General features: G+C 53.3%; 12 protein-coding genes. 10 read left to right on the top strand and 2 right to left on the bottom strand.

Going from position 1 to position 13,727, the window contains the following annotated elements; genetic code table 11:
- Positions 1 to 415: 415 nt before the first annotated feature.
- Both RGB73_RS27845 and RGB73_RS27840 read left to right on the top strand, forming a co-directional pair.
- Positions 416 to 967, top strand: coding sequence for a DUF5317 domain-containing protein (locus RGB73_RS27845; RefSeq protein ID WP_310766492.1), 552 nt, complete (start codon positions 416 to 418; stop codon positions 965 to 967).
- On the top strand, positions 951 to 2,285 hold the full coding sequence (locus RGB73_RS27840) for an HD-GYP domain-containing protein (protein WP_310766489.1): 1,335 nt from the start codon (positions 951 to 953) through the stop codon (positions 2,283 to 2,285). Before RGB73_RS27845 ends, RGB73_RS27840 begins: the two co-directional genes overlap by 17 nt.
- Before the next feature lie 46 nt (positions 2,286 to 2,331).
- Here RGB73_RS27840 and RGB73_RS27835 read toward each other — a convergent pair whose 3' ends face one another.
- Positions 2,332 to 2,871: a histidine phosphatase family protein gene (locus RGB73_RS27835; protein ID WP_310766485.1), complete on the bottom strand. Its 540-nt coding sequence runs from the start codon at positions 2,869 to 2,871 to the stop codon at positions 2,332 to 2,334.
- A gap of 119 nt (positions 2,872 to 2,990) precedes the next feature.
- Between RGB73_RS27835 and RGB73_RS27830 the strand changes: the two genes are divergently transcribed.
- From RGB73_RS27830 to argH, 3 genes are all read left to right on the top strand, one after another.
- Positions 2,991 to 3,422, top strand: coding sequence for a DUF4760 domain-containing protein (locus RGB73_RS27830; RefSeq protein ID WP_310766483.1), 432 nt, complete (start codon positions 2,991 to 2,993; stop codon positions 3,420 to 3,422).
- Positions 3,423 to 3,550: 128 nt separating this feature from the next.
- Positions 3,551 to 4,810, top strand: coding sequence for an argininosuccinate synthase (locus RGB73_RS27825; RefSeq protein WP_310766480.1), 1,260 nt, complete (start codon positions 3,551 to 3,553; stop codon positions 4,808 to 4,810).
- Positions 4,807 to 6,258, top strand: coding sequence for an argininosuccinate lyase (gene argH, locus RGB73_RS27820; RefSeq protein WP_310766478.1), 1,452 nt, complete (start codon positions 4,807 to 4,809; stop codon positions 6,256 to 6,258). Before RGB73_RS27825 ends, argH begins: the two co-directional genes overlap by 4 nt.
- A gap of 229 nt (positions 6,259 to 6,487) precedes the next feature.
- Here the strand turns inward: argH and RGB73_RS27815 are convergent, their stop codons facing one another.
- Entirely contained in the window at positions 6,488 to 7,645 is a 1,158-nt protein-coding gene (locus tag RGB73_RS27815) for an iron-containing alcohol dehydrogenase (protein WP_310766476.1), read from the bottom strand.
- 325 nt (positions 7,646 to 7,970) lie between these two features.
- On the opposite strand from RGB73_RS27815, the gene ftsE reads away from it, so the two are divergent.
- The 5 genes from ftsE (at position 7,971) to RGB73_RS27790 (ending at position 13,706) form a co-directional block, all read left to right on the top strand.
- The gene (ftsE, locus tag RGB73_RS27810; protein WP_310766474.1) at positions 7,971 to 8,657 is read left to right on the top strand and encodes a cell division ATP-binding protein FtsE; all 687 of its coding nucleotides are present in this window, start codon (positions 7,971 to 7,973) and stop codon (positions 8,655 to 8,657) included.
- Positions 8,647 to 9,543: a permease-like cell division protein FtsX gene (gene ftsX / locus RGB73_RS27805; RefSeq protein ID WP_310766473.1), complete on the top strand. Its 897-nt coding sequence runs from the start codon at positions 8,647 to 8,649 to the stop codon at positions 9,541 to 9,543. The genes ftsE and ftsX overlap by 11 nt, the downstream gene beginning before the upstream one ends.
- Before the next feature lie 25 nt (positions 9,544 to 9,568).
- Positions 9,569 to 10,768, top strand: a complete 1,200-nt coding sequence (locus RGB73_RS27800; RefSeq protein ID WP_310766471.1) for a murein hydrolase activator EnvC family protein — start codon at positions 9,569 to 9,571, stop codon at positions 10,766 to 10,768.
- 91 nt (positions 10,769 to 10,859) lie between these two features.
- Complete coding sequence (locus tag RGB73_RS27795; RefSeq protein WP_310766469.1) at positions 10,860 to 12,338, top strand: S41 family peptidase; 1,479 nt, start codon at positions 10,860 to 10,862, stop codon at positions 12,336 to 12,338.
- A 99-nt stretch (positions 12,339 to 12,437) separates the two neighbouring features.
- Positions 12,438 to 13,706, top strand: coding sequence for a PDZ domain-containing protein (locus RGB73_RS27790; protein WP_310766466.1), 1,269 nt, complete (start codon positions 12,438 to 12,440; stop codon positions 13,704 to 13,706).
- Positions 13,707 to 13,727: the final 21 nt, after the last annotated feature.

Here is a 13,727-nt window from a genome sequence, read left to right as displayed (position 1 = left end):
GTCCTTTGGAACTACCTGTGAATTAAATCTAATAGACTATGAATATATGATTGCCGAATTTTGTCACTTATGTGTAAAATATAGGTATGAAAGTCGCAAAGAAGTACGGACTGTATTTGGTCGCTTGGTCCGTATGGAGCCAGTAGCGAATCCGCCCTTTTCCATATGAAAAGGAAAGTGGCACAGGGGCTGTAATTGGTCGCTTGGCCTCTGGGTGAACCAATAGCGAATCCAGCTTTCTCCACTATAGTTAAGGGGGGGAAAAAAGAGATGAAAAAATGGGTGGTTACATTTTTGATGGTTGCTGCAATCGTAGCTGCTACTTCGGCAAATTATAATTTCGGTTGATTTTTTCTAGATAAAAACACCGCTTTAAATAAAGTGGTGTTTTTTCTTAAGATTTGGAGGCAGAAAAATGTTACTCGATGTAATCTGTTTCTCTTTTCTAGTTGCTTTTTTGAGAGGCGGCAGAATCAAATCGATCCCGAGTTTTCGGATGCTGTATTTGCTGTTCACCAGCATCGGCCTTCAGATCCTCTCCGCGATTTTTCCGAGTTACGGAGGTATATTTGTTTCGATCGCTTACGTATTTATTTTGCTGTTTCTGGCGTCGAATCGGAAGTATGAGGATATCCGAATCTTCATGATAGGTTGGTTTTTGAATGCGCTTGCCATTTGGACGAACCAAGGGAAAATGCCGATTGACTTGGAACAGGCGAAAAAGACGCCTTATGATTTGACTCCCATTATTGAAGGGACCAACTTCAAACACAGCGTTTTGACAGAAGCTACAAATCTGCCTTTCTTAACCGATATTATTTATATGCCTTTCGTAATTCCGCGTGTCATCAGTATTGGTGATATATTTATTATGTTGGGGACTTTTTTGCTTGTTCAACGTTTCATGAACAAACCTATCTCGCTAATTCAACTTCGTGAAGGTAAGAGCTATGCTACCAAAAACTAACTTCCAGAACCATGTGAAAGGAATAATCGTACAAATTGGCTTTACCGTACTAGGGCTTTTGATCGTTTTTAGCTCGATGGGGGAATGGAACTCGCGGGAGCATTGGGGTGCCCTGATTACTTATGCTTTATTGACCGTTGTCTCCTCTTTTGCTCCGATCCGGACGTTCAATTCGACACTCACCTTGAACAATGCCGTGATCTGTTCGGGGATTATTTTGTATGGAGCATGGATTGGTGTTTGGTCCGCTCTGATTGAAACCCTGATCATTTCGTTTCTGGTGAGGTTTCATCCGGTTAAGGCTTTAGCCAATGTGGGACAAATCCTGATCACCATATGGGTTGTAGATTTTCTCAAGAACTATATGATCGGTTTGGAAATATCCCCGATGATTTCCGACATGATTCTGGCAGTTGTCTATTGGTATGTCAACATGTCGCTTTGTGCTCTTGGAATTTCCTATTACTTTAAAGTGAAATGGATTCCTACGATTAAGGAATTGGCGAGAGGAACGACATTGACCTACCTGTTGCTCATGGTAATGGGCGGCATAGGTTCCAGACTCGTGGAATTGTACGGGCTGGTCACTCTCATCCCGATCATGAGCGCTTTCATCACCATGAGTTTTGTTTATCATCAATACTATGACAGTCTCAATAAGCTCCAACAAAAAGTAGAAGAAGTCAAATCCTTCAACCACAGATTCCTGACTACGATGGCTGCTTCCATCGACGCGCGTGACCGATACACGAGCGGCCACTCTCTTCGGGTCGCACACTGGGGCAGGGAAATTGCCAAGGATATCGGGCTGGCACCGGAAAGAGTCGAGGAGATATACATAGGAGGAATCTTGCACGACATCGGCAAGATCGGAATAGAAGACGAGATTTTGAATAAGAAGGGCAGACTGACGCCGGAGGAATACGACAGGATCAAGCAGCATACGGTGATCGGCTACGAAATCATTTTGCAGGCCGGGATGTTTAACGAGCTCCTGCCTGCTATTCGCTCCCACCATGAACGCATAGACGGAAAAGGGTATCCGGATGGGCTGGTTGGCAACGAAATCCCGTTGATGGCCAAAATCTTGGCGATTTCGGACGCATTCGATGCGATGGTGGCCGATCGCCCTTATCGAAAAGGGCTGCCTGTCGAGGAAGCCCTCCAAGAGATCAGGCGCGGGTCGGGAACGCAATTTGACGAAGAGCTTGCCCAGCATTTCATCGGAATTATTGAAAGACTGCCCCGTGGGGAACTGGAAAGCATCATCAGGCAAGACACGCAATCCCAAAAACAGTTACAGGAGGCGATTTACTAACAGTGCCGTCCTGTAACTGTTTTTTGGTTTGACACGGATGAGCTTTCTATTTCCAGATGCGGTGCAGCTGTCGGCTGGAGTCTGCCACGGTCAGCTGATAGACATCGGGGTTGCTCAGCGCTTCCCACTCCGCAAATCCGATGCAGTCATCAATCGATTTCATCAAAAGCGCCAGCAAGCAGCCGTGGGAGACGAGCAGAATATGCCTGTGCTCGCTTTCAAGCACCTCCGCCAGCAATAAGTTTACACGATCCATAGCGGTCCGGCTGGATTCTCCCCCTTCGTACTGCAAGGTAAGATCGTCGAAAGTGGCCCGCAGGCGTTCATACCAATCCGTCATCGGCTGAGCAGAAAGGACGCGCTCGACCAGGCGTTCGTCCTGTTCGATGGACAACCCGCGCTGCCCGGCAAGTGGCGTGACGGTGTCTACGGCTCGCAGGAAAGGGCTGGAGAGGATTCGGTCAATCGGGCGGTCGCGGAAAAACTCGGCGAGCTGTTCCGCCTGCCTTTTTCCAGACGGCGTGAGAGGGGCGTCAGACTCCTGGCCGGTCGCCTGACAGTGACGGACGAGATAGATTTGCTTCATGGCAGCCTCCTTCGAAGTGATGGGAAATGAAGGGGAACCGCTTTCTGTTCGCTTGCGTCTTGTCCCCAATACAGACATACTGAAGGAAGATGGAATATTTTTCAAGGGGTGAACCGGAAATGATTCCGACCTATCAGGATGCTGACATCATTCTCAAGCTTTACGACCAGTTTGAATCGGAGCGCATGCGGGCAGCCAAAGCGTGGTTCAGGACCGAGCTGGCAGGCGAACCGCTGCAGCCGGAAAGCTTTTGGCGGCAATTCCCCCGCGGGAGTGAGGGCTTCCAATCGTTTGTGACCTTGTATGGCTTTTTTGAGATGGTGGGTGTTTTGCATAAAAACGGCCTCGTTCATCCGGATCTGCTTTTTGACATGTGGTACGTGAACGGGTTTTTCGACCCGATGTACCCGATCATCGCTTCATGGAGAGCGGAGGGCGATATTCATATCGCGGAAAACTTCGAGCGTCTGGCAAGAGCGGAGCTTGAATGGATCCGCAAGCACAAGGGAGCGGAACACGTTCCGCAAGTATCCTATGCAAATCAAGAGTGAGGGCGTATGGCTCCTCACTCTTCCTGTTTTTCTGGGAGCAGGGACGAAGAAAAGTGGTTGTATTTTTATAAGTTTATTTGTATAATTACTCACATGAATAAATCTTCGGAACAAGGAGAGAAAGAACGATGGCAAAAGATAAAATTGTGTTGGCCTATTCGGGCGGCTTAGATACATCCGTAGCAATTAAATGGCTCCAGGAAACATACAACTTCGATGTCATTGCAGTAGCACTGGATGTTGGGGAAGGGAAAGACCTGGACTTCGTGCAGAAAAAAGCGCTGCAGGTCGGTGCGTTGAAATCGATCGTGGTGGACGCGAAAGAAGCGTTCGCGGAAGAATTCGTACTGCCGGCACTGAAAGCCAATGCCATGTACGAAGGCAAATATCCGCTGGTATCCGCACTGTCCCGCTATCTGATCTCCCGCGTGCTGGTCGAGATCGCGGAGAAGGAAGGCGCGGTAGCAGTGGCACACGGATGCACCGGAAAAGGAAACGACCAAGTGCGCTTTGACGTATCCTTTACGGCATTGAATCCAACTATCAAAATCGTGGCTCCGGTGCGCGAGTGGGGCTGGACTCGCGACGAAGAGATCGAATATGCGAAAAAGAACAACATTCCGATCCCGATCGACCTGGACAATCCGTACAGCATCGACCAAAACCTGTGGGGCAGAAGCTGCGAGTGCGGCGTGCTGGAAGATCCGTGGGCAGCTCCTCCGGAAGGTGCGTACGATCTGACGAAATCCATCGCGGATGCGCCTGAAGAGCCGGAAGAAATCGAAATCACATTCGTACAGGGCAAACCGACCGCGCTGAACGGAGAAGAGCTCCCGTTGTCCGAGCTGATCCTGAAGCTGAACAAGATCGCAGGGAACCACGGCGTAGGGCGCATCGACCACGTCGAAAACCGCCTGGTGGGCATCAAATCCCGCGAAGTATACGAGACACCTGCGGCAACGACCTTGATTCTCGCGCACCGCGAGCTGGAGTTCCTGACACAGCCTCGCGAAGTGGCCGCATTCAAACCGATCGTGGAACAAAAAATGGCGCAAGTGATCTACGAAGGCCTCTGGTACTCGCCGATCCGCAATGCCGTGCAGGCGTTCATTGAAGAAACGCAAAAACATGTAACAGGTGTCGTTCGCGTGAAGCTGCACAAAGGCCATGCGATCGTAGTAGGACGCAAATCCGCTTCCTCCCTGTACAGCCACGAGCTGGCGACTTACAACGCAGGAGACCAGTTCGACCACAAAGCGGCACTCGGCTTCATCAAGCTGTGGGGTCTGCCGACCAAAGTATACGCACAAGTAAACGAAGGTGTCCTGCATGAGAACATGAAGACGGACATCAAGATCTTGGATGAAAAGGATGCGATCAAGCAATGAAACTCTGGGGAGGACGCTTCACGAAGCCGACGAATCAGCTCGTAGAAGAGTATACAGCTTCTATCTCATTCGACCAGAAGATGTGGCGCCAGGATATCGTCGGCAGCCTAGCTCACGTAGCGATGTTGGGCAAGTGCGGTATCCTGCCGATGGAGGAAGTCAGACAAATCATTGCGGGTCTGAAAAAAGTGAAAGAAAAGATCGAGCGTGGGCAGGCTGAGTTCCTCGTCGCCCACGAAGACGTCCACATGAATATCGAAAAGATGCTGATTGAAGAAATCGGTCCGGTGGGGGGCAAGCTCCACACCGGACGCAGCCGCAACGATCAGGTCGCTTTGGATATGCACCTCTACCTCCGGGAAAAGCTGATGGAGATCATCCAGCTCGCGATGTATCTGCAAGAAGCGATGCTCGAGCAGGCGGAGCAGCATCTCGATACCGTCATGCCGGGATACACCCATCTGCAGCGCGCGCAGCCGGTTCTGTTCGGCTATCATCTGATGGCGTACGTCTCCATGCTGCAGCGCGACATCGAGCGCATGACCGAGACCTGGAAGCGGGTAAATGTCCTGCCGCTTGGCGCAGGCGCGCTGGCCGGGACGACGTTCCCGATCGATCGCGCATTTGTAGCGGAGCTGCTGCAGTTTGACGGCATTTATCAAAACAGCATGGATGCGGTCAGCGATCGTGATTTCATCGTCGAGTTCTTGGCGGATGCTTCCCTGCTCATGACTCACTTGTCGCGTCTGTGCGAGGAGCTCGTCATCTGGAGCAGCCAGGAGTTTTCCTTCGTGGAGCTGGATGATGCGTTCTGCACGGGCTCCAGCATCATGCCGCAAAAGAAAAACCCGGATGTGGCGGAGCTCGTCCGCGGGAAAACAGGCCGCGTCTACGGCAACCTGTTCGGCCTGCTGACCGTGCTGAAAGGCTTGCCGTTGGCGTACAACAAAGACATGCAGGAAGACAAGGAAGGCATGTTCGACACCGTATCGACCATTCACGGAGCGCTTGCTCTCCTGACGCCGATGATCCAGACCATGCAGGTGAAAACCGAGCGGATGCGCCAGGCGGTGACCAAGGACTTCTCCAACGCCACCGATTTGGCGGACTATTTGGTGCGCAAGGATATGCCGTTCCGTCAGGCCCACGAGGTGGTCGGCCGCACGGTCCTGTACTGCATCGAGCATCAAAAATATTTGCTCGATCTGTCTTTGGAGGAGTTCCAAAGCTTTTCGGAGGTCATCGGCGAGGACGTGTACGAGGCGCTCGCCGTCGAGACTGTGGTCAATGCCCGCAACGTTCTGGGGGGAACCGCCCGCAATCAGGTGGAGTCCCAGATCGAATGGTATCGCAAGCAGCTGGCCGAAACGCATGTTTGGGTCGAAAAAAACAGCCAAAAGGTCATGATCGAATCGCTGATCGACATCGGAGCTCCGGTGCAGCGGTAGAGATCTTTCCCAGCGAAGAGTAGCGGATAGGCACGGGCGCCTGTCCGCTTTTTTGCATTTCCCAAGGGGAGGTGGCCCGTTTGTGCACTTGGACGCCATCACTTCAGGAAAAAAGGTGGCGCCGGAGTCGTAAGGGGAGCGTAGCGGCGGTTCATACCGGCCCCGCCTATGCGAAAAGCCGAACTCCTGTACTCGGAGTTCGGCTTTCCTCGTCTGAAGACAATCGCCGTTACAAGGCCATGCGCAAAATTTGCGCCACGTCTTCGCTGTGCAGTTGCTTGAAATTGCCGATCGGGCCGAATGGCGTTGCTTTTTCCGCCATGACCTGCAGCTTCTCCTCGCCGATCTGATAGTCCGCCAACCGGGTAGGAGCACCGATCCGCGCAAAGAACGCTTCGGTCGCCGCAATTCCTTCCAACGCTACCTCGTCGTCGGTTTTTCCCGTCGGATCGACATTCCATACTTCTGTCGCAAACCGGACGAAGCGGGATACGTTTTCGCGGTAGACGTAGCGCATCCATTTCGGGAAGATGATCGCCAGCCCGCCACCGTGCGGGATGTCGTAGACGGCGCTGACGGCGTGCTCGATGGAGTGCGTGGCCCAGTCTGTGGTCACGCCTACCGGCAAGGTTCCGTTCAAGGCCATGGTCCCGCAGTACAAGATGTTGGCGCGCGCATCGTAATCCTCCGGGTTCGCCAGTACGCGTTCGGCGTTTTCGATCACGGTTTTCATGATGGACTCGGCAAAGCGGGTTTGCAAAGGAATTTCCGTCGTATGGGTGAAATATTGTTCAAACACGTGTGACAAGATGTCGCTCATTCCGTAGATCGTCTGATCCCGGGGAACCGTAAACGTATTTTCCGGATCCAATATCGAAAAGGTAGGGAACGTGGTGCTGGCGCCGTGCTTCTCTTGCGTGTCCCAGTTCGTGATCACGCTGCCCCTGTTCATTTCGGAGCCGGTCGCAGCCAGCGTAAGTACGGTGCCAAGCGGCAATGCGCCGTTCGGCGTCGCTTTCCGGGAGTAGAAGTCCCACACATCGCCTTCGTAAGGTACCCCAACGGCCACCGCTTTTGATGCGTCGATGACGCTGCCCCCTCCGACCGCGAGAATCCAGTCGACGCCTTCCTGGCGGCAGATGTCGATTCCCTTTTTGACAGTGCTGAGGCGCGGGTTCGGCTCCACTCCAGGAAGCTCCAGCACGCGACAACCCGCATCCGAAAGAAGAGCGAGGATCTTGTCATACAGGCCCGAACGCTTGATGCTGCCGCCGCCGTACACCATCAGGACGGTGGTCCCGAGCTGCTGGGCCTTTTCCTTCAGCATCGAAAGCTGTCCCTTCCCAAAAATGAGCTGCGTCGGATTGTAGTAAACGAAGTTGTTCATCGTGCATGCTCCTTTCCAAAATAAGCTCCTTATCTATTGTATCCAACCGATGAAAAGGAAGCTAGGCGGCGATGTGCCGATTGAGCCATTTGTACGAATTCCTGTCGGAAGAAAGCGAAAGGGTTGCGGATTCGACAAGAAATGAGAGATTTAGTGGATACCATCCTAGAATGTGGGTGGTATAATATGTAGGATGGGAGTTCCCGCTATTTTTGTCGATATTCGTTTTTACAGGAGTAGCGGGGCAGAGGGATAGGGGATTTTTGTCGATAAAATCAAGGATCAAAAGATAAAGATGGATCTGACAATGTAGGATGTGAGTAGCTTGATCGAGATGTTTGACGTATGGAAGACATACCCGAACGGAACCAATGCACTGAAGGGTATCAATATTCGGATTGAAAAAGGCGAATTCGTATATGTGGTTGGTCCCAGCGGTGCAGGGAAATCCACTTTCATTAAACTGATGTACCGCGAAGAGAAGCCGTCCAAGGGCCAAATTTTCCTGGGCGGGTTCAACGTGAGCCGGATCAAGGAGCGGCAAATTCCATTGGTGCGCCGCAGCATCGGCGTCGTATTCCAAGATTTCAAACTGTTGCCGACGCTCACGGTATTCGAAAATGTGGCATTTGCCATGGAAGTCATCGAGAGCAATCCCAAGCAAATCAAGCCTCGCGTCATGGACGTGCTGGGGCTGGTCAAACTGAAGCACAAAGCAAAAATGCTGCCGAGCGAGCTCTCCGGCGGCGAACAGCAGCGGGTCGCTCTTGCCCGGGCGCTAGTCAACAGCCCCGGCATCATCATCGCGGACGAACCGACAGGGAACCTGGACCCGGAGACCTCCTGGGAGATCATGAAGCTGTTCGAGGAGATCAACCAGCGCGGTACGACTGTCGTAATGGCGACGCACAACCGGGAGATTGTCAACACCATGAGAAAACGGGTCATCGCGATTGAAGCGGGGCAAATTGCCCGTGACGAGCAGAGAGGGGAATACGGTTATGAAGATTAGAACGCTGGGACGCCACGTCCGTGAAGGGGTAAAAAACCTCGGTCGGAACGGCTGGATGTCGTTCGCTTCAATCAGTGCCGTTACCATTACCCTTTTCATCCTGGGAGTCTTCCTCATCCTGGCGATGAACGTCAATTACTTCGCCCAATCGGTGGAGAAGCAGGTAGAAATCCGCGTATTCCTCGACGTGCTTGCGACTAAGGAAAACGTCGCGCAGGTCGAACAAAATATCAAGGCGATTCCGAAGGTGGACACGGTCTCGTTTATCCCGAAGGACGAAGGGCTCAAGCAGTTCAAGGAAAGCCTCGGGGAAAAGGCTTACTTGTTCGACGGGCTGGAAAAGGACAATCCTTTGCCTGACACCTTTGTGGTCAAAACGAAAGAACCTCAGGACACTTCAGCGGTAGCCGCACAGATCAAGAAGCTCCAATATGTGAAAAACCTCAACTACGGAGAAGGCACGGTGGAAAAGCTGTTTGCCTTGACGGGCGCGGTCCGCAATGTCGGGATTGCCTTTATCATCGGGCTGGGCTTTACCGCAATGTTCCTGATCGCAAACACGATCAAGCTGACGATTGTGGCACGCCGCCGCGAGATCGAGATCATGAAGCTGGTGGGCGCTACCAACTGGTTCATTCGCTGGCCGTTCTTTGTGGAAGGGCTGATGATGGGTATTCTCGGGGCGCTGATCCCTACGGTGATGCTGATGGTTGGTTACTATTATCTGCTGGACGGGATTCAGTCGAGCTTTGAGGCTGCCCAACTGTTCAAACTGTTGCCACTGTTCCCGCTGGTGTATCAAGTGGCGCTCGCTTTGATCGCGATCGGCGCGTTTATCGGCATCTGGGGCAGCTTGGTGTCCGTCAGACGTTTCTTGCGGGTTTAATACAGAACGATGTGGGAGGAGTATCATGCGGAAGAAGATTACGCTTGCACTCTTGATAGCCGGTCTGGTGGCCGGCACAGCAATCCCGACCAATGTGAGCTGGGCAGCAAGCAAGGCATCGCTGGACAAGATCAATCAGGAACTGAAAGCGATCCAGAAAAAATATAAAGAGCAGCAGGCGCAAGTAAAAGCGACCGATCAAAAGATCGCATCCGTCCAAAAGCAGCAGAAAGATTTGCAGACGGAGCTGATGCAAATCGACCTGCGACGCAACGATACACAGAAAAAGCTGGACAAGCTCGAATCGCAAATGGAAGATACGAAAGAAAAGGCGGCGCAAGCCCAGGATCAGCTCGATGAGGCCAAGGACCGCGTCGCCAAACGCGAAACCTTGCTGAAGACCCGCGTCAAGTCGATGTATGAACGCGGCAACGTCTCTTACCTGGACGTGTTGATGGGCTCATCGGATTTCGGCGATTTCCTCACCCGGATGCAGGGGCTGCAGATGATTTTGGAGCAAGACACACGCATCCTGGAAGACAACATACGGGACAAGGAAACCATCGAAACGAAAAAGAAAGAAATCGACCATCAGCTCGTCGTCTATGCGGGGATGTTTGAAGAGGCGGAGAACCTCAAAGCCGAATTGGACAAGCAGTACAAGCAGAGCCTGGTCGTAAAGGCGGAGCTGCAAAAGCAGGAGAAAGAGCTGCATGAAATCAAGCAGGAAGAGGAAGAGCAGCTCCTGGCGATCGCGCGGGAGCAATCGGCCAAATACGCCGAGCGCGTCCGGGCGATGAGCGCTGGTACGAGCGGCTATAAGGGCGGCAAGCTCGGCCTGCCGATCGCATCGGGGTCCTTCCGCATCAGCTCCGGCTTCGGAATGCGTTCGGACCCGTTTACCGGACGTGCTGCTGGGCATAATGGATTAGACATGGCAGCGCCAAAAGGCACCACGATCCGGGCAGCAGAAAAAGGCATCGTGATCTTTGCGGGCTACTCGAACGGTTTCGGCAATACGGTCATGATCAAGCACAACTCAGAAATTACCACCCTTTACGGGCACATTCGGGAGGGCGGAATCATGGTTTCTGTGGGACAATCAGTAGAGAGAGGGCAAAAGATTGCGGAGGTTGGTGCGACAGGCAGGGCAACCGGTAATCACTTGCACTTTACCGTCTACAAAAACGATGTCGCTGTCGATCCAACGCCGTACATCAGGTAGAGCAGCTGCGCCTGACAAATATTGCTAGCGGAAACAGCATACACTAGCTGCATATCTTTTTGCCGGTAGCACAAAGGATGGTGACGCAACAGTGAAATGGAAAGGACGTACCGTATTTGCGCTTGTACTCGTCTCGATGATGGCCAGCAGTCTTTTGACCATGACGATGATGAAAACATCGGCAAATGCCAATTCGAATCAAGGCGGGACGCTCACGGCATCTAGCACCCCCCTGATTTCAGGGACTACTTCCGGGTATCCCGAGGAGTTCAAGAAGCTGTACGAGGCTTTTTCGGCGATCAAGAAAGACTACATCCAAAATGTCACCACGGATCAGTTGGTAGAAGGGGCAATTGGCGGCATGGTCGGGTCTCTGGACGATCCGTACAGCGACTACATGGACCCCAAATCCGCCGAAGAATTTACGTCTACCTTGCACTCCACGTTCCAAGGCATTGGGACGGAAGTGACGCTGCAAAACGGGCGAGTCACGGTGGTTTCGCCGTTCAAGGGCTCGCCTGCCGAGCGCGCGGGCTTGCGGCCGAACGACCAGATCATCAGCGTAAACGGCGAATCGCTGGAAGGGCTCGACTTGCATGAGGCCGTGACGAAAATCCGCGGTCCAAAAGGGACGAAAGCTGTACTGAAAGTCGTCCGCGCGGGTGTAGCGGAGCCACTGAACATCGTCTGCGTGCGCGATGATATTCCGATCGAGACGGTGAACAGCCAAGTGCTCGAAAAGAACGGCGTAAAAGTCGGGGTCATCGCGATCACCCAATTCTCGACGGATACGGCAAAGCATTTCAAAGAGCAGCTGGCCGCTCTGGAGAAACAAGGGATCGGCGGACTGGTGATCGACGTGCGGGGCAACCCGGGAGGCTACTTGCTGGCGGTCAAGGAAATCGGCGAAGTGCTCGTACCGCACAAGGGCCTGATCGTCCAGATCGAATACGGCGCCCACGGCCAGCAGAAGGAAGAGTACCGCTCGACGACAGACGCTGCCAAGCCGTACCCGATCGCTCTCTTGATCAACGGCGGAAGCGCCAGCGCCTCGGAGATTCTCGCAGGCGCGCTGCGCGATAGCGGCAACTACAAGCTGGTAGGGGAAAAGAGCTTCGGAAAAGGCACGGTCCAAAGCACCATGGAGATGACGGACAAGAGCCAGCTGAAGCTGACGATTGCCAAATGGCTTACGCCGAAGGGCGAATGGATTCACAAGAAGGGAATCGAGCCTGATTTCAAGGTGAGTCAGCCGGCGTACTTCAATGCCACACAGCTGCCTGCCGACAAGGAGCTGGCTCGCGACATGGCAGGCAACGACGTGAAAAACCTGCAGCTGATCCTCACCGGGTTGAACCTGTCTCCCGGCAGGGACGACGGGTACTTCGACGAGAAAACCGAACAGGTAATCAAGAAGTTCCAGACTACGCACAATATGCCGGCAACAGGAAAAGTGGATGCGGCTACCCGTACGCAGCTCGAGGACAGCCTACGGGAAACGATGCGCAAACCGGAGAATGATCTGCAGCTGCAAAAAGCGCTTGAGGTCGTCAGCACTCAGCCAAAATAATCCATGCGAAAAAGGCAGGGAATTCCCTGACGTTCGTAGAAATGGTAACCACGGCAAATCGAATGCCGTGGTTTTCTTTTTCCAATTGAGGTGAGGCAATTGGCGATACAGGCAGACATGCTCTCCATCGTGTATGGATTGGCTGGAATCTTTCTCAATCCGCTTCTTTATCTGTTCCTGATCTTCATTTACCTTCATTACCGGCGGCAGATGAATCTGGAAAGGCAGCTGTTTGCTGTGCGCATTCAGTCCCCGCTGCTCCAGACCATTCGCTCTGCGGGGATGGGAGTGACGGCCGGGGTGCTGATCTCCGTACTCGCCGGTGCGCTCGGCGTCGTAGTGCAGGTGCAGGACTTGTGGCTATTATGGGGATTGGCGCTCGTGATGGCGTTGATCCGTTTACGTTTTCTCTGTTTTGCTTATGCGGCCGGTCTGCTCGCCATTTTGCACAGCATCGCTCAGCTCACGCCGGCTGTGAGCGACGTGGCGTTGATCGGTCCTGTGTGGCAGTTGTTTGCGCTGGCGAAGCCCCTGCCGCTTCTCGGGCTCGTGGCGGTCATGCACCTCTTCGAAGCCATGCTCGTCCGTTGGAACGCCGGCCGGGATGCCTCTCCGCTTTTCATCGAAGGGAAACGGGGAAGAATCGTGGGAGCGTATTTGCTGCATTCCTTTTGGCTGACGCCGGTCGTGTTGTTTGTCCAGCAGGATAACGGTGCCTTGAGCGGGGCGCTTTACCCGGGCTGGCCGCTCTTTTGGCCGGACGCCTCCACATTTGGCTTGATGCTGTTGCCGACGGTGACGGGATTTTCGGATATGACCCAGACGATGACGCCACGGCAAAAGTCGAGGGACATTGCGAAGCAGCTGGCGGTTTACGCAGTGGTCTTGCTCGGGCTGGCCGCGCTTGCCGCATGGGTCCCGGCATTGTTGCTTCTGCCTGCACTGTTTGCCCTTTTGGGACATGAAGCCCTGTTTTTTATGAGTCAGCGTCAGGAGCGCAGACATACGCCGTATTTCATCCAGTCTTCGAAGGGTGTCAAGGTGATGGGGGTCATCCCGGGCACGCGTGCGGAGGAGATCGGGATTGTCCCTGGCGAAATTATCGTCAAGGTAAACGGGATCAGCGTACGCAACCGGGAAGAGCTGTATCCGGCTCTCCAAGCGAACCCGGCCTTTTGCAAAATGGAAGTGCTGACGCACGGCGGCGAGCTCAAGTTTGTGCAATGTGCGGTCTATGCGGGGAACCATCATCAACTGGGCATCATCGTTGTCCCGGATGCAGGCACCAGCGTCTATGTCGACCTCAAACGGGCCAGTGTGGTGGAGCTGATCAAGCAGCGGCTGGAAAAACTGCACATCGGAGCGTAAGCAAGGGAGTGGGATCCGCGT

It is taken from the genome of Brevibacillus brevis, from assembly GCF_031583145.1.
Lineage (GTDB): Bacteria > Bacillota > Bacilli > Brevibacillales > Brevibacillaceae > Brevibacillus > Brevibacillus brevis_E.
Note: the sequence above shows the minus strand (reverse complement) of the source record. Positions and strands in the feature narration are given on the sequence as shown.